This window comes from Enterococcus sp. S22(2020) (assembly GCF_020295385.1).
Classification (GTDB): domain Bacteria; phylum Bacillota; class Bacilli; order Lactobacillales; family Enterococcaceae; genus Enterococcus_L; species Enterococcus_L dunnyi.
The window spans coordinates 285,647-310,109 of record NZ_JACFUD010000004.1 but is presented as its reverse complement, the minus strand read 5'-3'; the positions used below and the strand labels follow the sequence as shown (position 1 = coordinate 310,109).

The following is a 24,463-nucleotide window of genomic DNA, read 5'->3' as shown; positions in this document are numbered from 1 at the left end:
TTTAGTATTGTTTTTACCTGATTTTCGTTATACTAAAGAAGATATCAGTTATTAAAGGAGTTTTTATTATGGGGACTTATTTTACGATCATACTTGGCCTGATTTATTTGATTGGCGTATTCATTATTCCAAAATGGCGCAAAAACAAAGTAGACAAAGACTGGAAGTTTTTTGAAGTCCTTTGGTTTTCAATTTGTTTCATTTGTTACGTCATCTTTTTAGAGGCCCAACTACATTCTTTTTATTTTTTGATTCCATCGCTCTTTCTTACGATCTTTCTATTTAGTTACTTCAAAGAAAAGCGACGTTTGGTCAATGGATTGTTGTTCAATTTATTTTTAGTCGTTGGGATGAGCTACTTAGGGTTCTTAGTTCTCCGAACAATTAATCCACTACTAGTTGTCATGGCGGTAGTTACCTGGGTCTTTCTATTTTTACTATTGTTGATCGGGCTGTACGCATTGCTTGTCTTTTTATATTGGAATGCGATCATAGTCATGAAAAAAGAGGGTCGGTCGCTGGCAAATCTGCTGACTTTACTACTAGCTATCGGCCTGACTGTTTTCTTGATCTTTAGTTACTTCTCTACAAGTATTTTACCGCAATGGGCAGTCACCTTATTTGGTATTTTACCAGCTATATTGCTCTATTTTTCAGTTGTTTTTTACAACTTTTTAACGATTTCGGTCATCTATCAATTTAATCAACCTAGGTATAATCAAGATTTTATCATCGTACTTGGTTCTGGCTTGATCGATGGGAAAACAGTGCCTCCTCTTTTAGGAAATCGGATCAATAAAGCGATTCAATTTTACCAAGCTCAAAAGGCAGCAACACAACGGGCACCTAAAATCATCATGTCTGGTGGAAAAGGAGATGATGAGCATTTGGCTGAAGGAGCTGCCATGAAGGCTTATGCTTTAGAAAAAGGAATACCAGAACAAGACATTCTCGTTGAAGCAAATTCTAAAAATACTTTGGAAAATATGAAATTTTCTAAAGAAATCATCGAGCAGTCTGTCGGTTCGGCCGCCTATCAAGCGATTTTTACAACGAATAATTTTCATTTATTCCGTGCAGGTATGTTTGCTAAAATGGCTAACCTAAAGGCGAATGGTGTCGGTGCTAAAACAGCCTTCTATTTTTTACCTAATGCCTTTTTACGAGAATTTATCGCAATCGTTGTCATGAGAAAACGTCGGCATATGATTATTTGCGGATTGATTGTATTGGCGATGATCGCATTGACTCTATTTGATTATTTTTATGTAGGCCCTGTTTCTTAAAACTAGACTAAAACAAGGCTAAAGAAAAAAGCAGCTCCGAGAATCCGAAGGAGCTGCTTTTTTCTTGTGTTTATTCGCTCGCGTTTTCAACTGATCTCTACATGTCTGATTTCATCGTATCCAACTTTTTGATCAGAAATGTAGATGCCCAGTTCATCATGTCCTTTTATCAACCCTTTAATGTCTTCACCATAGTTTCCTTCACTGTCTAATTCTTCTTTTTGAATAGCTACAAGAAGCTGCTCTTGAAAAGCTTTAGCTAATATAGCATCAATTTCGATCCAGCTCATTTGTACTTTTTGTTCGGGTGGTCGTTTGTTTTGTTCTTTAGCAATAATTGCTGTGTGCTCAGATAAATAAAAGCCTGCCCACTTCTTCATTTTTCGATCTTGGTATTGTTCAAAATAATAATCTCTTTCCTTGCTCATTCTAATCCCTCCAATCCTCCAGCGTGACCGCCAACCAATGACGCTCTAGAAATTGCTGTACCACCTTTTGTCATTGAACTTGCATGAACTAAAGAAACATAGCCAAAGCGTTGACGGATATCATCGATCACATGATCCAGCTCCAACTCTTTTAACTGCTCTGTTGGTTCGTGAAATAAATCCAGTTGAACATAAGTATTGTAGTTTAGTTTGGAATAAGTGATTCCAATATGTCGTATTTCCTCGCCTCTCCAATGCTGTCTGAAAAGCATCAAACAGTATTCAGTCAAAAGCTTACTACTATTGGTCAATGGTACTTTCATTTGTCTAGAGAATCCAGTATGAGGCTGCCTGGTTCCTCTAGAGGCACCGACAGATAGATGGACACATTCAGTTTGGCAATGTGCTTTTCTAAGCCTCGCTGCAACTTGATCGGCCATTTCACGAATCACCACCTCGATTTCTTCCTGTTTCAAGTAATCCCGCATCAAAATTTGAGAATTATTAAATGATCGTTCTTCTGGTATGTATTTTTCAGAGAGGCGGCTGCGGTCGATTCCATGCGCATGCGCGTAAAGCTGTTCACCAATGATCCCCAAATGCCTTTTTAGCTTATTGATATCTGTGTGAGCAAGCTCATAGACTGAACGAATACCCAAATTATTCAAGCGTTTTTCCAGCCGATGACCTATTCCCCACATTTCTGTCATTGGCTCGATCGTCCAAACTTTCTTACGAACATCTTCATAATGCCATTCAGCTAACCGCTCATTAGTATGTTTCGCTTCGATATCCATGGCCAATTTGGCCAACAACGGATTATCTCCAATTCCAATCGTGATGTAAAGCCCGGTTTCTTTTTTGACTCGTTTTTGAATGGCTCTTGCTAATTCGACCGGCGATTGGCCAAATAATTTCCAACTAGCAGTTACATCTAAAAAAGATTCGTCGATCGAGTAGATATGCAAATCTTCATCTGCTACATATTCAGAATAAATCTCATTGATTTTCATATTTTCCTTGATGTATTCATTCATTCTAGGAGGAACAATTTCAAGCGCAGGATGATTGGGAACATCGTATTTTCTCGTTACGTTTGTAATTCCTAAGACCTCTTTCGCTTTTGGAGAAGAAGCTAGTACTAAGCCCCCAGAATTTTCAGCATGACTCATCACTACGAGCATTTTTTCAAGAGGATCATACCCACGCGCAACACATTCCACAGAAGCATAAAATGACTTGACATCTATACAAAAAATCGTTCTTCGAGGTTCTTTTTCATACTCAAAAAACATTATGATCCACTCCTTGTTTCAGCTCATCCTCTTTAGTTGACAGATTCCTTTTAGTAAATAATCGGCTGCAATTTTGTCTTTCCTTTACCTTTTTTCTATAAGTCAGTGTCAGAATAGTCTTTAAAATAATTCAATTGCCATTTTTGTGTACTCTGAGCTGCTCGATTTAATCCTGAACACCAAGGCGGATAAAACCGCATAGCCATCTTTCCAACCTGATCTTTCGTTGATAAAATTTGCTTTTCAACTGCCGCATCTTTAGGGATGATAAATAGTCCTTTTTTATTAGAATCGCGTATGACGATCACTAATTTTTCTGGGCTATTTTTAGCTTGAAAAGGTCTGTTTTTTTGTGTTTCATCCTTTTCCCAAAAGGCAACAAAATACCCAGATTTCTTAGGTGTCTTTTTTCCTAATCTACTTCTGATCCTGATATTTGGCTCACTAATAGTAAATACTGCTCCTTCATATTCCTCATTCTGTTCTTCGTGATCACATCGTTCAAAATGGGCAAATTCTCTTTTTAAAATATCCATTGACTGCATGACGGCATCTTTCTCCTATTTAAATTGTACTACCAAACCAATTATACGAACGTACGTTCTTTTTGTAAAGGGGAACGATTCTTTAAATTTACTAACCTTATTATTTTTTTCAAATTATCGATAAAATTGCTATCTTAAAAAGAAAAAAAGCTTTATAGTTATCTTACAAAGTAGTTGCTTAAGGAGTGAAGTGTGTGTCTTTTTATGAAAAATTTGTTCAAAATATCCGTTTAAGACGTTTTTTTGTTTTAGCAGTCGTTATTTTTATTTTATTTTTAGCTAGAAGTATGATCACAATGATTTTGTTGACATTTATTTTTACTTTTTTAGCGCTTCACCTAGTGAAATGTATACAGCATTTTCTTAAAATACCATCGCTTATTCTGGTTTTGATCATCTATTCTTTGATTGTTTTTTTCGTTTATCTGATAATAACCAACTATGTGCCAATCTTAGCGAAACAAACGGTTCAAATGTACAATTCTGTTGTTCATTTTTATCAAAATCCTGATAATAATGATAATCAGTTGCTTATGATCATCGATGATTATCTGGAAAAGTCAAACCTTACTGCACAGATCCAAAATGGTGCTAGTATGCTCTTACGTTATGTTCAGGATATTGGTTCACTTGGACTGTCCGTCGTTCTTTCTTTTATCTTGAGTTTCTTTTTCATGATCGAAAAAAAACAGATGGCTGATTTTTCTAAATTATTTCTTAAAAGTGATTTTGATTGGTTCTTTCAGGACATTTACTATTTTGCAGATAAGTTCGTCAATACCTTTGGTGTGGTAATGGAAGCTCAATTCTTTATTGCCGTCGTCAATACTGTCATTACGACGATTTGTTTGGCACTGATCGGATTTTCTCAGCTTCCTAGTTTGGCGATCATGATCTTTATTTTAAGTCTGATTCCTGTAGCAGGTGTGATCGTTTCTTGTATTCCCTTGAGCTTTATCGCCTATTCTCAAGGCGGGATCAATGATGTGATTTATATTTTAGCAGTCATTCTTATCGTCCATCTATTTGAATCTTATGTCTTAAATCCAAAATTCATGTCCAGTAAAACTGATTTGCCGATTTTTTATACATTTGTCATCTTATTGATCAGTGAACGGCTTTTTGGTGTTTGGGGACTGATTGTTGGTATTCCGATTTTTACTTTCTTTTTAGATATCTTAAAGGTCAAATCGATCCATTCAGCGAACGAACAACTAGACGATTCTATATAAAAAGGGTCTGGGACAAAACTCTGTGAGTCAAATCCTAGACACCTGGAATCCGGATAAACGGTGAGATCAGAAGCAATCCCACTACGTTGCACTCCGATCTCATCAAATGCTAAGGGCTAAAGCCCTAAGCTTTGAAGGTCGGAAATAAGAAAGAATTCACAAAAATTTGGAAAATAATTTTCGTGAATTCTTTCTTATTTCTCGGGATTAGACACTTCTGTCTCAACCTCTTTTGTGGCTTTAGCAGGTTTTTGTACTTGGAAAATCAGTCAGGAAGCAAAGACTAATTGATTTCGGACTAAATAACTAGCTTGTTTCAGCTACCTGTCCAATATCCCAATACACTGCCATATATAAGGAAAATCGATCCCTTTGCTTCCTCTGAAGCGAAAACTAGACTGTTCCTTTTCAAGAACGCTAGCTGAACCACCCTTTTTATTGTAAAATAAACTCTTTAGACAACTTTTCTTTATTACTGAATAATTTCGTTGCCTCTACAGAAACAGGCGCACTTAAATCACTTAACTTATAAGGTACTTTTAAATTCAATGTTGCTCCCGGCTGAATTTCTGTCATGGAATCTACATATCCCTCTTCAGCCATGATTGCCAATTGCAATGCCGCGCCATTTTGGAAAGCTTTCGTCGTGATCGAGGTTAAAAACATTGCATTTGTATCGCTATTATTCGTAAATTCATACTCCACGACACCAACATCTGCGCCACTGTAATCTTTAGCAAAAGTAAATTCCTTGATTGCTACGTGATAATCACCTAAATCACCAGCATCCGTCACTGCAGGAGCTTCTGACTCTTTGTTTTTGACAACCGTACTTGTCGTTTCTTCTTTTTTTGCAGGCGTCTCTTTTTTTTCATCAGAGCCCATATTGACTAACACTCCACCCACAACTAATACACCAATACCTATCAAAACGATTTTCTTCATGCTCATGCTTTTTGTCTCCTTTGTTATTTAGTCCGTTGATACATCTTGTATCATACGGAATAACCAAAAGAAAATCTTATGCATCGAGCATAGTTAAAAAATAATTTATTGTGTTTTCAGCATATTTACAGCGACTACACACAAGAAAATCCATACAAACGAAAGCAAAACATAACCTAAAATTCTAGATGTGAGTTTCTCTGATTTGAGTAAAGGAAGTTTCGCATGGAAATTCATAAAATTAGTAAATAAAAAAATTGGCAGAATAAAAACTATAATGTCTTCAAGCGTTACTGCTAATTGAGCATTAAAGCTCTGCTTTTCACTAATATCCTGTGGTACAAAAATCACAATAAATAGATAATACACCACCGCAATCACTTTTTTCCATACAATATCCGTTCGAAATCCCGGCACATATTTTCTTACTATAGAAGAAGGATATGTTTTGGCAACTTTCTGTGGGATATTTTGTTGCTGCTCTTTGTTCGCCGCATTTTTTGCAAGGATTTCTCTTATGCGGTCTTCCTGACTCACTTTATTTTCTACTTTTTCATCCGATAACTGATTGAATTTCAGTTTTTTCCACTGTTCTTCAACTTCCCGCTTCATTTCTAAGGCTGATTGATAGCGATCGTTAGGATCTAGTTTAGTTGCTTTTAGAATCAATGGGCGTAAAAATTTATTCGTGCTTAGCTGCTCTTTCGGATATTTTTTCGTAGCGCAAACATTCATCACAACCCCTACAGAATATAGATCACTGCGCCTATCTGATTCGGCAAAACCGAACTGCTCTGGAGAGGCGAAGCCAACTGTTCCCAACTGGACAGTATCCGTTTCTTTTCCGCCGTCAAAAGTCCGAACCGCATCGAAGTCGATCAATTTCAGTACACCATCATTCGTCATCATGATATTTCCAGGCTTGACATCACGATGGATGATCCCTTTGCTATGTAAGGCAATTAGCGCATCCAGCAATTCCAATGTCATTTTTAAGAGTGCTTCTATTTCGATCATTTCAGACCGCTGGATGATTTGCGTCAACGTCTTGCCATGAATAAATTCTTCATATAAAAAAAGCTTCCCATCTTCAATCAATACTTCTTGGATTTTTGGTAAATGGGTATGATCAAGTGCCTGAAGGGTGAGCAAATTTTCTTTTAGAAACAGCGGATAGCATTTTTTGACAAAGAATTCTTTTGTTTCCCTATTTCTGACCAGAACAGGACCATTGGGCTTGTCTGTCAAAGGCTCGATTTCTTTATATAGACTAACTGGTTCTTCTGTTACATTTTCCATCATCATTCTCCATTATTTGTTTGCTTGTTTCATTATAGCAAAGAAATCTTCTAAATGCGTTCTCACTTTGCCGAAATCGAGGTATAATAAAGAAAAAGATTTTAAGAACTGGGAGACTCACATCATGCAGGAAATAGATACAGAAAAACTGCTTCATTCGTTAAAGCAAGCAGAAAATTTTCAAACGGCTCTTGCAAAAACATCACCGCACACGATCGATCAAACAGCTAAAAAATTCCTAAACCAATGGCTTGAGATCAAACAAACGACAAAAAGTGCCGTCTTAAAAAAAGCAGGGATCACTGAAGCTACAGGCTACCAGTACTTTGATGGCAAACGAAATCCTTCTAGAGAAAAAATGATTGCTTTAGCGATCGGTTTCTCCTTAACACTAGAAGAAACCAATGAATTATTGAAAAAAACTGGTCATGCTCAGCTCTACCCAAAACATCCTTGGGATGCTGTAGTCATCTACGGGCTCTCCCATCGACTGACGATTTTAGAAATCGATGATTATTTATATGAGGCCGGACTTAAAACATTTGGTGAATAACTGATAAAAAGCACTTAGGTTTAAGTAATGATCGACGTAAAAGAGACCAAAACAAAACTAAAAATCCGTTTTGTTTGGTCTCTTTATAATTACTTTTCCTGACTCTTACTGTTTAACGCAATAAAGCAGGATAAAATTGGAAGTAAATAACAGAAAACAGCATAAGGTAAATACTCGATCGTCGAAATGCCTAATGTTCCTGAAATAAAAACACCACTTACTCCCCATGGAATCAACGGATTTACTACAGAGCCAGCATCATTCAAACCTCTTGATAGCGATGTAAGAGGAACCTTCTTTTCTTTAAATTTATTGATAAACGACTTTCCTGGTAAAATGATCGATAGATACTGCTCACCGATCAATACATTGATGCCAATAGAACCCAACATTGTAATCAATATCAATTTTTGGCGAGAATCGATGGCTTTTTCAAACCGCTGCAGCAAACAATCGATGATTTCCATTTTCACTAATAATCCACCTAGTGATAATGCTAAAATGATCAGTGAAACCGACCACATCATGCTCTGGATCCCCCCTCGGGTCAACAATTCATCCACCTGAATATTTCCCGTCTCAGAAACAAAACCATTTTGCAGCATCATAGCTGTTTCAACTAAAGATACATGCGGCGTTGTAAAAAACATCAGCAATAATGATGTTCCGATACTTGCTAATAAGGTAGGAATCGCTGGAATTTTTTTCCAGGCACAAATAAAGAGCAAAGCTAATGGAATCAGTGAAACAAAAGAAATGTTGAAATGCTCATTCAATGTACTGACGATTTCATGAATACTATGACTATCCAGAGCACCATCGTAGCGTAAACCTGTCACAAAAAAATAAATGGCAGATATCACAGCCGCTGGTAGTGCTGTTTTGTATGTATTTTTTAAATGATCAAATAAATCTACTTCAGCGATAGCTGCCGCTAGATTCACCGTATCTGAAAGTGGTGAAATCGAATTCCCTAAAAAAGCACCCGAAACAATCGCCCCTGCTGTCAACGCTGGATCAACACCGATCAAACTGCCCATCCCTAAAAAAGCAATGCCGATCGTTGAAACCGTCGTGAACGAACTGCCCACAGCTCCACCTACGATACCGCAAACGAAAAAGACCGTCGGCACAAAATACTTCACAGACAGAAAAGAAAAACCTAAAACCATGATCGTTGGAATCGTTCCTCCTGCGATCCACACACTGATCAAAGCGCCGATCAAAATAAAAATCACGATTGGAATAATACCAGATGATACTCCTTCAACAAGCGCCTCATGAATAAAATCCCAAGAAAATTTCTTATAAACAGCAAACACCATCAAATAACCAATTGCAAGCAACAAAGCGACATGGGCAGGGATATTAAAACCAATAATACTAACTCCGATCATTACAACCAGTGTGATCAAAAGAAACGCTGCTTCATTAAAATTTACCCGATATTTTTTCATATACATTCCTCACATCTTATAAAGTCCTTCCAGCTGACAAAACAAGAAATGCCTGCGGCAAAAATTCGCCGCAGACTTTCTTTGATAAACGACTATTCTGCGTAGATCGCTTCTAATTTTTCTTGGATCGCTTGTTTGATTTTTACTGCATATTCATCAAACGTTTCTTTATCGTTCATATATGGTGACATTGCAGCGGCGCGTAAAATCGTTACTTTATCTGCGCGTTCCCATTCAGCACGAGAGAAGCCTAAGCCGTTCACAAATTCAAACGGGCTGTTGCCATATTCTTCGATCGCAAAATCAGTATGTGACGTAATAAATTCATTATTGTATAATCCGCCTTTAGCATAAGAAGCGTAATCATAGAAATCGTGGTTCAATTTATTCATTTTCACAAGATCTGTATTGCCTTTTTCATTGAAGACATAATCCACCATATTGAAGTCTGGTTTTGTTAGGGCATGGATCTCAATTGTTTTATCGCCAACTTGGAACTCTAAGCCATCGATAAAATGATAGAAATGATATGCACCTTCAATACTTGCACCCATCAATTTACCGTAACCCGTTACGTTTAACGGCAATACTTTATGTGCAGTCCAAACAGCAGCAGCAGTTGCACCAGCTTTTGATCCTTCTAAAATATAAGCACCAAGCAACGCTGGAATATCTGCTCCTTTTTCAAAGACATATGTGGCAAAGTAAGAAATCACGTCACGCATGCGGATATCTTTGATCACAACACCACCAGCTGAATAAGGAATATAGCCCATTTTATGCGGATCGATCGTTACAGACTCTGCTTGTTCGATCGCTTTGAAAGAATCATAGATATCTTGTGTCAACCAATCATTCTTTTCTTGGAAGATATTATGTTTGGCGTACACTTCATCAATTTTGTCCCATTCGATAAATTGATCATTTTCATCTAAGAAAATCGAACGACCATAACCGCCATAAGCTGCATCTACGTGGACATAGAAGTAGATTCCTTCTTGGGCTAACTTCTCACGTAACGCAATGATTTGATCGATACGGTCAACTTGTCCTTCTTCTGTGGAACCAACTACACCTACTACGCCTAATGTTGGGATTCCTTGCGCTGCTAGATCACGAATTTGCGCTTCTAGTTTTTCGATGTCCATACGATATTCACTGTTCACTTCTCCAGCAATTACTTGATCTAAACCAATACCGATGATGTCAGCTGCTTTCAACCAAGAATAGTGTTTCGTTTGAGGGACGATCCATTTTCCTAATTTGTCTAAATTTTTACCGCTACGAGCTGAATGAGCTTTGATGTCATCCATTTTGTCTTGGAGTTTATCTAAGATATCCAGTACTTCAGCCGTTGGCATATTCAATAATTCCCAATCTGTTTTTCCAGCGACCATTTCTGGTGCCACAGCTTGGATCGCAAATGGCAATGATTTCATATTGCGGGCATACCATAAACCCTCTAAGTTTGCGATCGAACCATCTGCTGCGATATGTCCCCAGCCGTTTTGATAGCTCATCAAGCTGGCAAATTCCATCCCAACTTCTTCTTCCATTTGTGAAGTTGCTGGTGAAGATTCATACGCTACATTATTTCCATTCCAAAGCATCGCTGCTGAATAAGCGATGATCGAAGGCATCAATGTTTCAGCGTTCATATGCCCCCAGAAACGACCTGCTGAATGCCATGGTAATGATTCTGTACGTAAACGTGAAGACAAGGTATTGAAGACAGTCCGCATATTGTCTGCTGTTTCTTGGAAGCTTTTAGAGCTTCTATCTTGGGGAGTGATGACAGGCATATCTTGCGGCATGTAGTTTTGTCTCCAGCCGATGTGCTCATCGATCATTTTATTCAATAATTCTTTGAATAGATCAACGTTTTCACCTTTGTCACCGATAAATAGTGCTTTTAAATTTGTATCATCTGTATTGAAATTTTTCATGAATATTTCCTCCAATAGTTTCAAAATAAGTCAGACTAATCAGCCTCTTGATAAACTGTTTGTGCTGTTTACTTCGTTTTTTTCCATTCTGGTTTTTTTCTTTTATAAATGAGTAAAGCGATGCCGATCATGATCAATGTGGCAGCAACTTGGAAAATCACGTATGCAACATGACCGCTTTGGGGAACAGAGGTTGGTGGTATCAAACTGACCAACATTGTAACGATCACACTTACGACTGCCAATGAAGCCACAGCCCACATCAAACCATTGCCTTTACTTCCTAATCTAAACGGACGCTCAACAGACGGCATGCTGTAACGCAGTTTAACTGCGGATAAAGAAATCAATAGATACACGACGCAATATAAAATCGTTGTGGTAATTGTAATAATCAAAAATGCTTCACTTATATCAGGTACGACAACATATAAGAATGAAACAAGAGAAATAACGATCGCTTGGATCATCACGAAAGTGATTGGAATTCCTTTTGCGTTACGTTTTTGGAAAAATGGCGGTAAGTTTCCTTCATCGGCTACTTTGATCATTGATTTACTTGGACCTAACACCCAGGCACTCAATTGAACTAACACACCGATCAAAATCATCAATGAAACAATATTATTAAAAATGGCAGGAATTCCCAGATCTTCTGTCATGATCACGAATGGTTGTGTAATATTGGCTAATTCCATTTGACCAGCTGGTACGCTGTCAGCAACACTTAAGCCAGCAACTAAATTAAACACCACAAGCAATAAAACAGATGCAATAACTGCGATAGGATAATTCCGTTTAGGGTTATCGATATTGTTAGCATGAACTGATGAAATCTCAACACCAGCAAAAATAAAAATGATCCCTGTCAATGTTGGCAGACTTCCTAAATCACTAAAATCCGGTAATAGTTTTGCAGCTTCGAAATGACCTAAATAGCTGTCTTGATTGATTCCATGTTTTGCCATGTACATCATTCCTAAAACAACTAAGGCTACGAATGGAATATAAACACCGATCACAGCACCCCAGTCACCAGCGATTTTGACCATATCAAATTTTAAATTCAATAATGTAATGCCCCAATAGGAAAGCAAAATCATAATGAAGATAAATAGATTGTTATGTCCTAAATCTGGACGATCGATGACATAGCCAAGCAATACACCGACGGTCGAAGCAACCATGACCATCCCAAAGAACATTTGAACCCATAATAGCCATGATGTAACAAAGCCCCATTTTTCACCGAATGCGTTGCGCACCCATACTTGAGGACCGCCTTCTTCCGGCCAGCCGGTTGACAATTCAGCTGAAATCAATGCGATCGGTAATGCAAAACAACAAGCCGCGATCAGCATATAAAAAATCTGTGCCCAGCCTGTTGAAGCTAATGTTGGAACACTACGAACCGTTCCAAAAAAGGCCATGGTAATTCCAATCAATCCAAATAATGACAATTTCTTATTCATGTTTGACCTCCTGATTAAATTTATTTGTTTGTTCCCACATGTGAAATCACATTCAAAGTATAGGTACCATAGAGACCCAAGTCAAAAAGAGCAGAATTAAAAAAAAAGCTCGTTATTTAACATTTTTATTTTCTGTTCGGCGCGTCAGCGCTTTACTACGTTAAAGTATTTCTGCTTAAAAAAAGCAATTAGTCACCTCGTTTATTAAATTTGTCACAAATGATTTTTGCTTTAGTTCTTTTAAAAAAATCTAAATTAAAGTAATTTATACCAATATGAGAATCCTTTCATTTAAAAATAATAAAAGGAAACAAGTTGGATTTGACAAGTCGACCGATTTGTCGTAGAATTACCACAAAATAACATATCAAACTTTGATAAAGCGAAGTAGCAAAGATGTCCCTATTTCAGAGAGTCAGCATTTAGTGAGAGTTGGCATATACATTTTTTGTGAATTACACTTTTAGTTTCCTACCGTAAGTGGGCGTCTATCTACGATACAGATTTGAGAGGTATATGTTTTTACATATACAATTTGGGTGGTAACACGGCGAAGTTCGTCCCATAGGCTAATAGCCTATGGGGCGTTTTTTATTTATATAGGAAAGGATGAAGAAACATGACAAACATTATTGATGAATTAGAATGGCGCGGCGCCATCAACCAACAAACAGATAGCGAAGGTTTACGTGAGTACGTTGAAACCAACAGCATTTCACTATATTGCGGTGTGGACCCTACAGGAGACAGTATGCATATCGGACATTTGATCCCATTTATGATGCTAAAAAGATTCCAAGCTTTTGGACATCACCCTTTTATTTTGATCGGTGGAGCTACTGGTACGATCGGAGATCCAAGCGGTCGAACAACAGAACGTCAATTACAAACAATGGAAACTGTTCAGCACAACGTCGATTCTTTGACACGCCAAATGGAAAAACTGTTTGCCGTTGATACAGACAACACATTGACTTTGGTAAACAACTACGACTGGACGCACAATTTAACACTTTTAGATTTCTTGAGAGATTTTGGTAAGTTTTTCAATATCAACACTATGCTTGCTAAAGATATCGTAGCAAGTCGTTTAGAAACTGGAATCTCATTTACAGAGTTCACATACCAAATCCTACAATCAATGGACTTTTTACACTTATTCCAAAATAATAATGTACGCATGCAAATCGGTGGTGCCGATCAATGGGGCAATATCACTGCTGGATTAGACTTGATTCGTAAAAAAGAAGGTGCAGATGCGAAAGCCTTTGGTTTAACGATTCCATTGATGCTAAAAGCAGACGGTACAAAATTCGGGAAAACGGCTGGCGGTGCGGTTTGGCTCGATCCAGAAAAGACAACGCCTTACGAATTCTACCAATTCTGGGTCAATCAAGATGACCGTGATGTCATCAAATACCTAAAATTCTTTACCTTCTTAACAAAAGAAGAGATCGATGCTTTAGAAGTAAAAGTAGAAACAGAACCGCATTTACGTGAAGCACAACGTGTATTAGCAGCGGAAATGACAAAATTTGTGCATAGTGAAGAAGATTTGAACGATGCATTAGCTATTTCAGAAGCCTTATTCTCTGGTAATGTTAAAAACTTAACATCAAAACAAATCGAAGAAGGATTCAAAAATATGCCGACAGTCGAAACCGATGCTATCAATCAAAATATTGTTGATTGGCTGATCGAATTGGGGATCGAACCTTCAAAACGCCAAGCACGTGAAGATGTAACAAATGGCGCTATTTCAATCAACGGCGACCGTATTCGCGAAGTAGACTTTGAAGTAACAGCTGATCAATCATTCGATGGTAAATTCATCATTGTTAGAAAAGGGAAAAAACAATACACATTAGTTAAATTAGGTGCAAAATAATCACTGCAACAACTCAAAAAAGCACGAAACAAGAGTTCTTTAGTCTTGTTTCGTGCTTTTTTCTCTTGGTACTGGACAAAAGAAAAAAAAGTTTTATAATAGGAAAATGGTTGCGATATTTATAACGCATGATTTATGAATATGAAGTTTAATAGTCAATTTGTTCCGCTTTTGCTGAGAATCACAGTGAATGAAATGAACTGATGTTGAACAGTACAAGACTTTCATTAGAAAGTGTTGATCATTTATGTTATCTAGCTACACGAGCCAGTCTCTCGAGAAAAAGATAAAACCTGAATGAGGCAAAAAACGCCTCAGTCATGTTTTCCTATTTTCTAGTCGAGACTAAATGGGCTCATTCCGCTTTTAGTGTTATCCAGCTGCACAAATCAATCCTTAGCAAAATAGATAAATTGTCAGTGAGACAAAAAACGTCTCAATGTCAATTTCCTAATTTTCTACAGGATTAAACGATTTGTTCCGCTTTTAAATTTAGGAGGGACTTATGAAAATCGATAAAATTCAAGACGGTCATGGTGATGAGTTTTTCCGTTCTCTACTTGCGTTAGAAACTTTAGAGGATTGTTATAATTATTTTGATGATTTGATGACATTGAAAGAACTTGATTCAATGATCCAGCGTTTTGAAGTGGCGAAGCTGCTTCTATTGAATAAAACGTATACCGATATCGCAGAAGCAACCGGCAGCAGTACCACGACGATTTCTAGAGTAAAACGGATTTTAGATGAAGGAAACGGTGGCTTGCTGGAGATGGTTCATAGAATCGATGAAGAGGACGATAGCGAGCTTCATCACTAGATCAGATAATCTTTCCCCTGAAACGTAATGATACGCTTAAATTACTTTTTAGGGTCTTTTATTTAAAAGCAAAACAAAAGACCGAGCCTGGCCAGCTCGGTCTTTCTTTGTGTGACAATCTATGCTAAATATGAATTGGCAAACCTAAAGCCAACTCAGAAGCATCCATAGTAATTTCCCCTAAAGATGGGTGTGGATGGATCGTTAATGCGATATCTTCTGCATTCATGCCAGATTCAACAGCTAATGATAATTCAGAAATCATATCACTTGCGCCAACTCCGCCAATTTGTGCTCCGATAATTACATTATCTTCATTTGTCGTAACTAAACGAACAAATCCTTCTGTTTTACCTAAAGAAATCGCACGTCCATTACCAGCAAATGGGAATTTGTAAGCAGTTGCTTCTAAGCCCGCTTCTTTTGCTTCAGCAATCGTCATACCAACGCTTGCTAATTCAGGATCAGTAAAGGCTACAGCAGGCATTGCTTTGTAGTCAACTTCTACTTTTTTACCAGAGATCGCTTCAGCAGCAATTTTCGCTTCATAGCTTGCTTTATGGGCAAGAGCAGCGCCTGGTACGATATCTCCGATCGCAAAAATGTTTGAGACATTTGTTCTGCCTTGTTTGTCTACAGGAACTAAACCGCGTTCGCCAACTTCAACGCCCGCTTGTTCAAGACCAAGATCATCTGTATTTGGACGACGTCCAACTGTTACCATTACATAATCAGCAGTTACAGATTCTTCTTTACCGTCTACTTCATATTTAACAGTCACGCTGTCGCCGTTGTCGATCGCTTCTTTAGCCATCGCTTTTGTGACAACTGTAACGTTTTTCTTCTTGAAGTCATCCGTCACAAGTTTAACCATATCTTTTTCATAGGTTGGTAAAATCGAAGGACTGCCTTCTAAGATCGTTACTTCAGAACCTAGGTTAGCATATGCTCCGCCAAGTTCTGCACCGATGACACCGCCGCCGATGATCACGAATTTTTTAGGAACTTCTTTCAAGTTCAATCCGCCAGTAGAATCTAAGACACGTCCGCCAAATTTAAATCCTGGGATTTCGATTGGACGAGAACCTGTTGCCACGATCGCATTGTTGAAAGAATAAGTTTGCGCTGAATCTGGATGGATCACACGTAAAGTGTTTTCATCAACGAAAAATGCTTCTCCTTCAATGATCTCTACTTTATGTTTTTTAAGCAGCATGCCTACGCCGCCAGTAAGTGTTTTAACGACTTTGTTGTCTTTCCACTCTTGTGTTTTTGTAAAGTCTAGTTCAACATCTTTCGTTGTTACACCAAACATTGTTGAATCTAATGATTCTTGATAGTGATGTCCTGCTGCGATCAATGCTTTAGAAGGAATACATCCAACGTTCAAACATACACCGCCGATAAACTCACGTTCAATGATCGCAACTTTTTGACCCATTTCAGCAGCACGAATCGCTGCAACATATCCTCCAGGGCCTGAACCAATTACGACTGTATCTAATTCAATGGCGAAATCTCCTACTACCATCTGATAATCATCCTTCCATTAATAGTAATTCTGGATCAGCTAATAAACGCTTGATGTTGTTCATTGCTTTTTGAGCAGTTGCTCCGTCAACAATACGGTGGTCAAAGCTTAATGAAAGTTTCATTACACGACCAACTACGATTTCTCCATCTGCATTTACAACTGGTTGTTGTGCGATCGTACCTACACCTAAAATAGCTACTTCAGGGTAGTTGATAACTGGTGTGAACCAGCCGCCGCCAACAGAACCAATATTACTGATTGTGATAGAACCATCACGCATATCTTGAGCTGTTAATTTACCGTCGATCGCTAATGCAGCTTTTTCATTGATTTCATCTGCGATTGCAAACATGCTCTTCGTATTCGCATTTTTAACGTTTGGTACATATAAACCATGATCAGTATCTGTTGCGATACCGATGTTATAGTAGTTTTTATAAACGATTTCTTGTGCTGCATCGTCAATAGATGCATTCAAGATCGGGAATTTTTGAACAGTCGCTGTCAATGCTTTTACAACGTATGGTAAGAATGTTAATTTCGTACCGTTAGCTGCTGCCACATCTTTGAATTTCTTACGGTGATCCCATAATTTAGACACTTCAACTTCATCATGTAAAGTAACGTGTGGTGCAGTGTGTTTGCTGTTTACCATCGCTTTTGCAATTGCTTTACGTGTTGGAGTCATTTTTTCGCGTGTTTCAGCTTCACCTAAATCAGAAACAAACGGTTTAGCCGGTGCTTTTGGAGCTGCTGTTTCAGTTGCTGCTGGTGCTGATACAGTTTGTTCAGCTTGTGCAGGTGCTGCTGCTTGTCCGCCGCCTGAAATGAAGGCTTCGATATCTGCTTTTGTTACACGACCGCCTTTTCCAGTTGGTGCAACTTGTGTGATATCAACATCTTTTTCACGAGCAAACTGACGTACAGATGGCATAGCCAAGACGCGTTTATTAGGATCAGCTGCTGCCACAACACCTGTTGATGCTGCTGGTGCAGGTGCTGCTTGTTCTGTTTGAGCAGGTGCACTTGCTACAGGAGCAGATGCACTTGGTGCTGAATTATGTCCTGGTGCATCGATTTCGATCAAGACATCTCCAACGTTTGCTACAGTTCCTTCTGGTACAACGATATTTTTAACTGTACCAGTCACAGGTGATGGGATTTCTTCTACTGATTTGTCATTTTGAACTTCCAATAAAGTATCATCTTCATTGATTGTATCACCTGATTTAACGAACCATTTTACGATTTCGCCTTCTGCGATACCTTCACCGATATCCGGTAATTTAAATTGGAATACGCCGCCGCCATTGTCAGCTGCAGATGCTTCTGGAGTCGCTGCTGGTTGTGCAGGAGTTTGTTCTTGAGCTGGAGCTGGAGCTGCTGCAGGTGCTGCATCATTTTCTGGATGTCCTGGTGCATCGATTTCGATCAAAACATCTCCAACATTTGCTACAGTTCCTTCTGGTACAACGATTGCTTTTACTGTTCCTGTTACTGGTGATGGAATTTCTTCTACTGATTTATCGTTTTGAACTTCTAATAGTGTATCGTCTTCATTGATGGTATCTCCTGCTTTAACGAACCATTTTACGATTTCGCCTTCTGCAATACCTTCACCAATATCTGGTAATTTAAATTGATAAGCCATTTTTTAAGCCTTCCCTTCCTTTGATCGTATAAATTGAGAAAAACAACGCTGAATTTTCACATAATGAAGCCATCACGTGAAAATTCAGGTTTGCCGCTTAGAGCAGCTTTATACAGTTTCTAATTAAAATTCTGCGATTTCTCTCGCTTTCGCTTCGATATCTTTAGCATTTGGCAACCAAATGTTTTCAGCTTGTCCAAATGGGAAGATTGTATCTGGTGCAGATACACGGCCAATTGGCGCTTCCAATGATAAGACTGCACGTTCAGAAATTTCAGAAACAACCATAGCGCCAACGCCAGCTTGTTTTTGTGCTTCTTGAACAACAACTACGCGACCAGTTTTTTCAACTGATTTGATGATTGTTTCAACATCTAAAGGAGCCACAGTACGCAAGTCAATGATTTCAGCAGAAATATTGTCTTTTGCTAAGTTGTCAGCTGCTTTGATCGCTTCACGAACCATTGCACCGTAAGTGATGATCGATACGTCTGTACCTTCACGAGTGACAGCCGCTTTATCTAAAGGAACTTCATATGCTTCATCCGGCACTTCCTCACGGAATGAACGGTAAAGTTTCATGTGTTCTAAATAAACAACTGGATCGTTACTTCTAATAGAAGAAATCAATAATCCTTTTGCATCGTATGGATTTGATGGAATAACGACACGGATACCTGGAGATTGAGCGATCAATCCTTCTAAGTTATCTGAGTGAAGTTCTGGTGTATGAACACCTCCACCAAATGGTGCACGGACAGTGATAGGCATGTTACGAGTACCACCCATACGGTAACGTGTACGAGCCATTTGACCAACGATTTCGTCAAATACTTCAAATACGAATCCAAAGAATTGGATTTCAGGAACTGGACGATAGCCTTCTAAAGCTAAACCAAATGCTAAACCGCCGATTCCAGATTCTGCTAAAGGAGTATCGAAAACACGGTCTTCGCCAAATTTTTCTTGTAATCCTTCAGTTGCACGGAAAACTCCGCCGTTTTTACCAACGTCTTCACCAAAGATCAGAACGTTTTCGTCTTTCTCTAATTCAAGAGCTAAGGCATCTGTAATTGCTTGGATCATTGTTTTTTGTGCCATGATTATTTCGACTCCTTCGCTTCGTAAAATGCAATTTGTTCTTTAATGTTTTGTGGTTGAACTTCAAACATATTTTTCAAGAAATCAGATACTTTTTGTTTTGGAACTTTATCTGCTTCTGCAATCGCTACTTTGATTTCTTCTTTTGTTTTTTCGATTACTTCGTTTTCTTTTTCTTCAGACCATAGACCTTTGTCTTCTAGATATTTACGGAAACGGATCAATGGATCTTTTTGTACCCATTCGTCATCCATGTCTTTTGAACGGTAACGTGTTGGATCGTCTCCTGATAATGTATGTGGACCATAACGGTAAGTTAATGTTTCGATCAGAACAGGACCATTACCTGCTGCAGACCATTCACGAGCCTCTTTAGCGATCGCATAAACTGCTAATGGATCCATTCCGTCTACTTGAATACCAGGAATTCCTGCTGCAACTGCTTTTTGCGCTAATGTTTTAGCTGCTGTTTGTTTTTCACGCGGTGTTGAAATCGCAAAACCATTGTTTTGGATGATGAAAACGCCGTTTGCGTGATAAGCACCTGCAAAGTTGATTGCTTCATAGAAGTCACCTTGAGAAGAACCGCCGTCACCAGTATAAGTGAAGACAACGTTTTTCTTGCCGCGTTTTTTCATACCTAAAGCCACACCAGCTGCTTGGATGTATTGTGCGCCGATGATGATTTGCGGTGGTAAAGCGTTCAATTCAGGAGCGTAGTGGTTACCTGCTACGTGTCCACGAGACCAAAGGAAAGCTTCTGCCAATGGTAATCCATGTTGAACCAATTGAGGTACATCACGGTAACCTGGTAATAGGTAATCTTCTTTTTCCATTGCAAATTGACTTGCCAACTGACTTGCTTCTTGTCCAGCAGTTGGAGCGAAGAATCCTAAACGTCCTTGACGGTTCAATGCAGTTGAACGTTGGTCTAATACACGTGACCAAACCATGCGAGTCATTAATTCTACTAGTTCGTCATCTGATAAATCCGGTACAGCATCTTTGTTTACGATTTTCCCATCTTTATCTAAAACTTGAAATGTTGGGAAATCTGCGTCGACTTTTTCCATTAGTGCGTTAAAGTCAATAGGTTTTTGTTTCTTTGCCTTTGCCATTTTGTCACACAATCCTCTCTGTTACGTTTCTTTTTTTCGATCAAAAATAAAACAGCATCTGAAACTGTATTACTTTTTATCGACTACACTTACAAATTATCACTAATCGATCAAAAGCGCAAGTAAAAAGTTAGTATTTGTCAAAATTTCACAAAAATACCGAAAACCTTTCATATCAAAGGTTAGTGAGAAAAATCACAAACAAGAAACCGTTTTACAAAAAGCTCTTAGAATCATATCTTTTGACAAAGTGCTGTTATAGTCAGCGGATAGATTGTTATGCTACAGATAAAATACACGTCAGAAATTATTCACAAAAATTTCCTTAAACGGAAAAAAAAGAAGCTTGGAGAAACAAAATCTGTTTCTCCGAGCTTCTTCAAAAAACGAATATTTTATATTTTTAACTCTTAATTCTGGAAATTTCACGAATATCTGGAATATCCTTCTTGAAATCCTTCGTTATTAGAGCACAAAATTTATTTATGAGCAACTTTCTACTTTGGGTGAGTCCTTGTGTAAAATGTTCCACTCAAAAATAGAAACAAGGGCATTTATTTTTTAGATCCACTCTTTTGTCAAATGAATATAGATACGTTTGGCAATTTCTACAGTGATCAAATATAGTACAATGATCAAAATAAACCAGCCCCAGTAATTAGCTGGAAGTTTCACAAAGTCAAAAACGTCCCGAATCGGTGTCAAAACGATCACAAAGCCCATAAGAACTGCGCCTAAGCTTGAAAGGATCACAGCAGGTGATGCCATACTTTGAATAAATGGTAACTTTCTTGTCCGGACCATTTGAACGACAAGTGTTTGACTGACTAATCCAACAACAAACCATCCTGTTTGGAACAAGTGCTGTGTGCCAATGCTATTAGCACTAAAGACAAACCACATAACTACATACGTCATTATATCGAAAATACTGCTGACAGGGCCTATGCATAAGGTGAATTTCATCAAACCGTTTGTTTCCCATTTAACAGGTTTCAATAAATCTTCTTCATCTACGTTGTCCCATGGGATCGCCAGTTGCGCAATGTCATAGATCAAATTTTGAATCAATAGTTGAATAGATACCATTGGTAAAAATGGTAAAAAGGCGCTAGCGATCAAAATAGAAAAGACATTCCCAAAATTGGAACTGATCGTAATTTTGATATACTTCATCATATTACTGAAAACTTTCCGGCCTTCAATGACTCCATTTTCTAATACATTTAAACTTTTTTCTAGTAAAATGATCGAACTTGCATCTTTGGTAATATCCGCAGCTGTATCAACAGAAATACCTACATCGGCTTTACGTAATGCTGGGGCATCATTGATGCCGTCTCCCATAAATCCTACCGTATGACCATTTCCTTGCAGAGTTTCGATGATTCTTGATTTTTGCATCGGATTTAATTTAGCAAACAAATTCGTTTTTTCTACTTCTTCTTTCATTTGCTCATCAGACATATTGTCGATTTCAGAGCCAAGCACAACGTGAGAGACTTCGATCCCAACGTCCCGACAGACCTTTTTTGCAACGATATCATTGTCACCAGTCAATACTTTTACATTGACACCATGCTCATGTAAAGACTTGATGGCTGTGATCGCAGATTCTTTGGCAGGATCTAAAAAGCCCATGAATCCAATCAAAGTCATTCCTTGCTCATCCTCTACACTATAAACTGCTTCACTGTGAACATCCATTTTCACAGCAACGGCTAATGCACGCATCCCCTGTTCATTCATGCGGATATTTACTTCACGCATTCTCTCTTGCAGTTCTGGTGTCAATGGAACGATTTCTCCGTTGATTTCAGCGTGTGTACAAACAGATTCCATTTCTTCCACAGCGCCTTTAGTGATCATAAATTGATGCCCATCTGCATTTACTACAACAGTCAAACGACGGCGAGAAAAATCAAACGGAATCTCATCTAACTTCGTCACTTTTTTATAAGGACTTTCTACTTTATTTTCTTCGTAAAAATTGATTACCGCAATATCCATTAAATTTTTCCAGCCAGTTTGATAGTGAGAATTCAAAAAAGCCATATCCAACACTTGATTATTGATCTCGCCCAGCGGATCTAAATGCTGAACCAACACGACACGATCTTCTGTGATCGTCCCTGTCTTATCTGTACATAAAACATCCATGCTGCCTAGGTTTTGAATAGACGGTAGTTCTTTTACGATGACTTTATGTTTTGATAAGCTTAATGCACCTTTGGCTAAATTACTGGTAACGATCATCGGCAGCATTTCAGGAGTTAACCCCACAGCAACTGCGATAGCAAAGAAGAACGCATCTCCCCATTCGCCTTTAGTTAAACCATTGATCAAAAATACTACTGGAAATAAGACCATGACCATTCGTAATAAAAACTTGCTGACTTTTGTCAATCCAATATCAAAAGATGTTTTACCACGTTGTGTGGTCGCATTCTTAGCAATATCCCCAAAAAAAGTATTTTGGCCTGTTTTTAAAATAATTGCTTTTCCTTGTCCGCTCAATACATCGGTTCCCATAAATATCAAGTCCTGCATATCCAGCGCGGAGACAGTATCAGAGTTTTTATCGATTCCTGCATCAACAAATTTTTCCACCGGCATCGACTCACCTGTCAATGAGGATTGATTGATAAATAGATCCTTTGTCCAAATCAACACAGCATCTGCCGGAATCATATCACCTGTTGCTAACGTCACGATATCTCCTGGTACTACTTCATCCATCGGAATTTCTTTCGTTTGTCCTTCACGTGTTACAGCGGTTGTATTCTCTATTAGTTCTTTTAAATTCAAGCTAGCTTTTTGAGAACGATATTCTTGAATAAATGCAATAATCACACTGGCTAAGATCATGATCCCCATAACGATTGCCGCTTCAAAATCCTTTGTTGCGGTTGAAACCACCATCAACAATGCCAATACATAAACAAATGGATCCTTAAACGCTTCTAAAAACATGATAATTGCCGGCGTTGGCTTTTGAGCAGAGACTTCATTTGGTCCGTATTCTTCTAATCGATTTTTAGCATCTTCTTCAGATAAACCATTTTGTGATGTACGAAGCTCCATCATCAATTCCCGCTCGGATAACATAGCTAATTTTCTTAGTTCTTGATCTTTGGTTACTTTTTTCATTTCTGCTAATTTTTTGTTCATCATTTCCTTTTTCCTCCTCTAACGTAAGGGGTACTCTTTCTATTATTCTAAAATAGAAAATTTTGCCCGCTTCACCTTTTTAGAAAGTGGAAGGAATAGTTCTGCTTGATTCCATCGTTTCTAAGATGAAGGCTACACTTATTTTATTGCTCGAATGACTGGGGTCTTCCATGTGACTCTTCCTCTCTTTTAAGTTTTTTTAGATAAAACGATGGAACTTTTTAAATAATTGTTGAGGTGATTGATCAGTTCTGATTTTCTATTAGCTCGATTGGTTCTTTTTTGATGGAACCTTTTTGCTTTTATTTTCATCATCTGCTCTGTGTGTTTGGCAGGCAATCGTAGGGATTCAATCGATTACTTGCTGGTTTCTCTTTGCGGAACTTCGCTCCCTTTGCACGCCAAGTATTTTTCATCATCTATTCTGTCTGCTCTGCAGCCAATCATAGTGATTCAAAACAAAACGCACACTCAACAATAGAGTGTGCGTAAAAATAACAACTTTAATAAAAGTATCTCTATCGTTGAGCTTTAGCACTATAGGGCGTAGATAATTTCTTATCAGCTACGTTATGAATGACCTTCACGATCATTCCTGTTCAACCAACTAAGAGTCTCTCGATTCTTTCGCGGCAGCAGCCTGTGTCCATATAGGAGCCTCACCTAACAATTATTCAGTTTTTTTATCCGTAACTATCATAGTTCATATTTACGATATTGTC

General features: G+C 38.2%; 18 protein-coding genes, 1 riboswitch and 1 other annotated feature. Of the genes, 5 read left to right on the top strand and 13 right to left on the bottom strand.

What is annotated here, in order from left to right:
* Positions 1-68: 68 nt before the first annotated feature.
* Positions 69-1,286, top strand: coding sequence for a YdcF family protein (locus H3T55_RS10045; protein WP_225534359.1), 1,218 nt, complete (start codon positions 69-71; stop codon positions 1,284-1,286).
* Between the two features lie 86 nt (positions 1,287-1,372).
* Here the strand turns inward: H3T55_RS10045 and H3T55_RS10040 are convergent, their stop codons facing one another.
* The 3 genes from H3T55_RS10040 to H3T55_RS10030 form a co-directional block, all read right to left on the bottom strand.
* Positions 1,373-1,714 carry a hypothetical protein gene (locus H3T55_RS10040; protein ID WP_225534358.1) on the bottom strand — a complete coding sequence of 114 codons (342 nt, stop codon included), beginning with the start codon at positions 1,712-1,714 and terminating at the stop codon, positions 1,373-1,375.
* A complete protein-coding gene (locus tag H3T55_RS10035; RefSeq protein ID WP_225534357.1) occupies positions 1,711-3,009 on the bottom strand; it encodes a Y-family DNA polymerase in 1,299 nt (432 codons plus the stop codon). The genes H3T55_RS10040 and H3T55_RS10035 overlap by 4 nt, the downstream gene beginning before the upstream one ends.
* Positions 3,010-3,104: 95 nt before the next feature.
* Positions 3,105-3,554: a MepB family protein gene (locus H3T55_RS10030; protein WP_225534356.1), complete on the bottom strand. Its 450-nt coding sequence runs from the start codon at positions 3,552-3,554 to the stop codon at positions 3,105-3,107.
* A 194-nt stretch (positions 3,555-3,748) separates the two neighbouring features.
* Between H3T55_RS10030 and H3T55_RS10025 the strand changes: the two genes are divergently transcribed.
* Positions 3,749-4,786 carry an AI-2E family transporter gene (locus tag H3T55_RS10025; protein ID WP_225534355.1) on the top strand — a complete coding sequence of 346 codons (1,038 nt, stop codon included), beginning with the start codon at positions 3,749-3,751 and terminating at the stop codon, positions 4,784-4,786.
* Positions 4,787-5,221: 435 nt separating this feature from the next.
* Here H3T55_RS10025 and H3T55_RS10020 read toward each other — a convergent pair whose 3' ends face one another.
* Positions 5,222-5,737, bottom strand: a complete 516-nt coding sequence (locus tag H3T55_RS10020; RefSeq protein WP_225534354.1) for a DUF5067 domain-containing protein — start codon at positions 5,735-5,737, stop codon at positions 5,222-5,224.
* 99 nt (positions 5,738-5,836) lie between these two features.
* Positions 5,837-7,030: a serine/threonine-protein kinase gene (locus tag H3T55_RS10015; RefSeq protein WP_225534353.1), complete on the bottom strand. Its 1,194-nt coding sequence runs from the start codon at positions 7,028-7,030 to the stop codon at positions 5,837-5,839.
* A 124-nt stretch (positions 7,031-7,154) separates the two neighbouring features.
* On the opposite strand from H3T55_RS10015, the gene H3T55_RS10010 reads away from it, so the two are divergent.
* The gene (locus tag H3T55_RS10010; protein ID WP_225534352.1) at positions 7,155-7,583 is read left to right on the top strand and encodes a helix-turn-helix domain-containing protein; all 429 of its coding nucleotides are present in this window, start codon (positions 7,155-7,157) and stop codon (positions 7,581-7,583) included.
* 89 nt (positions 7,584-7,672) lie between these two features.
* Here H3T55_RS10010 and nhaC read toward each other — a convergent pair whose 3' ends face one another.
* The 3 genes from nhaC to tyrP form a co-directional block, all read right to left on the bottom strand.
* Positions 7,673-9,046, bottom strand: coding sequence for a Na+/H+ antiporter NhaC (nhaC, locus tag H3T55_RS10005; RefSeq protein WP_412523572.1), 1,374 nt, complete (start codon positions 9,044-9,046; stop codon positions 7,673-7,675).
* Between the two features lie 86 nt (positions 9,047-9,132).
* On the bottom strand, positions 9,133-10,986 hold the full coding sequence (gene tdc / locus H3T55_RS10000; protein WP_225534350.1) for a tyrosine decarboxylase: 1,854 nt from the start codon (positions 10,984-10,986) through the stop codon (positions 9,133-9,135).
* A gap of 68 nt (positions 10,987-11,054) precedes the next feature.
* Positions 11,055-12,458, bottom strand: a complete 1,404-nt coding sequence (gene tyrP / locus H3T55_RS09995) for a tyrosine-tyramine antiporter (protein WP_225534349.1) — start codon at positions 12,456-12,458, stop codon at positions 11,055-11,057.
* 365 nt (positions 12,459-12,823) lie between these two features.
* Positions 12,824-13,026, top strand: a binding site (T-box leader).
* Between the two features lie 51 nt (positions 13,027-13,077).
* Here tyrP and tyrS point away from each other — a divergent pair.
* Both tyrS and H3T55_RS09985 read left to right on the top strand, forming a co-directional pair.
* Positions 13,078-14,346, top strand: coding sequence for a tyrosine--tRNA ligase (tyrS, locus tag H3T55_RS09990; protein WP_225534348.1), 1,269 nt, complete (start codon positions 13,078-13,080; stop codon positions 14,344-14,346).
* Between the two features lie 505 nt (positions 14,347-14,851).
* A complete protein-coding gene (locus tag H3T55_RS09985) occupies positions 14,852-15,166 on the top strand; it encodes a YerC/YecD family TrpR-related protein (RefSeq protein ID WP_087641326.1) in 315 nt (104 codons plus the stop codon).
* A gap of 124 nt (positions 15,167-15,290) precedes the next feature.
* Here H3T55_RS09985 and lpdA read toward each other — a convergent pair whose 3' ends face one another.
* From lpdA to mgtA, 5 genes are all read right to left on the bottom strand, one after another.
* Entirely contained in the window at positions 15,291-16,697 is a 1,407-nt protein-coding gene (gene lpdA, locus H3T55_RS09980) for a dihydrolipoyl dehydrogenase (protein WP_087641325.1), read from the bottom strand.
* Positions 16,698-16,704: 7 nt separating this feature from the next.
* Positions 16,705-18,351, bottom strand: coding sequence for a dihydrolipoyllysine-residue acetyltransferase (locus H3T55_RS09975; RefSeq protein WP_225534347.1), 1,647 nt, complete (start codon positions 18,349-18,351; stop codon positions 16,705-16,707).
* A 123-nt stretch (positions 18,352-18,474) separates the two neighbouring features.
* On the bottom strand, positions 18,475-19,452 hold the full coding sequence (locus H3T55_RS09970; protein WP_086313674.1) for an alpha-ketoacid dehydrogenase subunit beta: 978 nt from the start codon (positions 19,450-19,452) through the stop codon (positions 18,475-18,477).
* A 2-nt stretch (positions 19,453-19,454) separates the two neighbouring features.
* The gene (gene pdhA, locus H3T55_RS09965; protein ID WP_087641323.1) at positions 19,455-20,570 is read right to left on the bottom strand and encodes a pyruvate dehydrogenase (acetyl-transferring) E1 component subunit alpha; all 1,116 of its coding nucleotides are present in this window, start codon (positions 20,568-20,570) and stop codon (positions 19,455-19,457) included.
* Between the two features lie 561 nt (positions 20,571-21,131).
* Positions 21,132-23,744, bottom strand: a complete 2,613-nt coding sequence (gene mgtA / locus H3T55_RS09960; protein ID WP_087641322.1) for a magnesium-translocating P-type ATPase — start codon at positions 23,742-23,744, stop codon at positions 21,132-21,134.
* Positions 23,745-24,251: 507 nt separating this feature from the next.
* A riboswitch (M-box (ykoK) riboswitch) is annotated at positions 24,252-24,419 on the bottom strand.
* Positions 24,420-24,463: the final 44 nt, after the last annotated feature.

Coding starts and splice junctions, on each gene's coding strand:
- H3T55_RS10045 (WP_225534359.1), top strand. CDS start 69: ATGGGGACTTATTTTACGATCATACTTGGCCTGATTTATTTGATTGGC.
- H3T55_RS10040 (WP_225534358.1), bottom strand. CDS start 1,714: ATGAGCAAGGAAAGAGATTATTATTTTGAACAATACCAAGATCGAAAA.
- H3T55_RS10035 (WP_225534357.1), bottom strand. CDS start 3,009: ATGTTTTTTGAGTATGAAAAAGAACCTCGAAGAACGATTTTTTGTATA.
- H3T55_RS10030 (WP_225534356.1), bottom strand. CDS start 3,554: ATGCAGTCAATGGATATTTTAAAAAGAGAATTTGCCCATTTTGAACGA.
- H3T55_RS10020 (WP_225534354.1), bottom strand. CDS start 5,737: ATGAGCATGAAGAAAATCGTTTTGATAGGTATTGGTGTATTAGTTGTG.
- H3T55_RS10015 (WP_225534353.1), bottom strand. CDS start 7,030: ATGGAAAATGTAACAGAAGAACCAGTTAGTCTATATAAAGAAATCGAG.
- H3T55_RS10010 (WP_225534352.1), top strand. CDS start 7,155: ATGCAGGAAATAGATACAGAAAAACTGCTTCATTCGTTAAAGCAAGCA.
- nhaC (WP_412523572.1), bottom strand. CDS start 9,046: ATGTATATGAAAAAATATCGGGTAAATTTTAATGAAGCAGCGTTTCTT.
- tdc (WP_225534350.1), bottom strand. CDS start 10,986: ATGAAAAATTTCAATACAGATGATACAAATTTAAAAGCACTATTTATC.
- tyrP (WP_225534349.1), bottom strand. CDS start 12,458: ATGAATAAGAAATTGTCATTATTTGGATTGATTGGAATTACCATGGCC.
- tyrS (WP_225534348.1), top strand. CDS start 13,078: ATGACAAACATTATTGATGAATTAGAATGGCGCGGCGCCATCAACCAA.
- H3T55_RS09985 (WP_087641326.1), top strand. CDS start 14,852: ATGAAAATCGATAAAATTCAAGACGGTCATGGTGATGAGTTTTTCCGT.
- lpdA (WP_087641325.1), bottom strand. CDS start 16,697: ATGGTAGTAGGAGATTTCGCCATTGAATTAGATACAGTCGTAATTGGT.
- H3T55_RS09975 (WP_225534347.1), bottom strand. CDS start 18,351: ATGGCTTATCAATTTAAATTACCAGATATTGGTGAAGGTATTGCAGAA.
- H3T55_RS09970 (WP_086313674.1), bottom strand. CDS start 19,452: ATGGCACAAAAAACAATGATCCAAGCAATTACAGATGCCTTAGCTCTT.
- pdhA (WP_087641323.1), bottom strand. CDS start 20,570: ATGGCAAAGGCAAAGAAACAAAAACCTATTGACTTTAACGCACTAATG.
- mgtA (WP_087641322.1), bottom strand. CDS start 23,744: ATGATGAACAAAAAATTAGCAGAAATGAAAAAAGTAACCAAAGATCAA.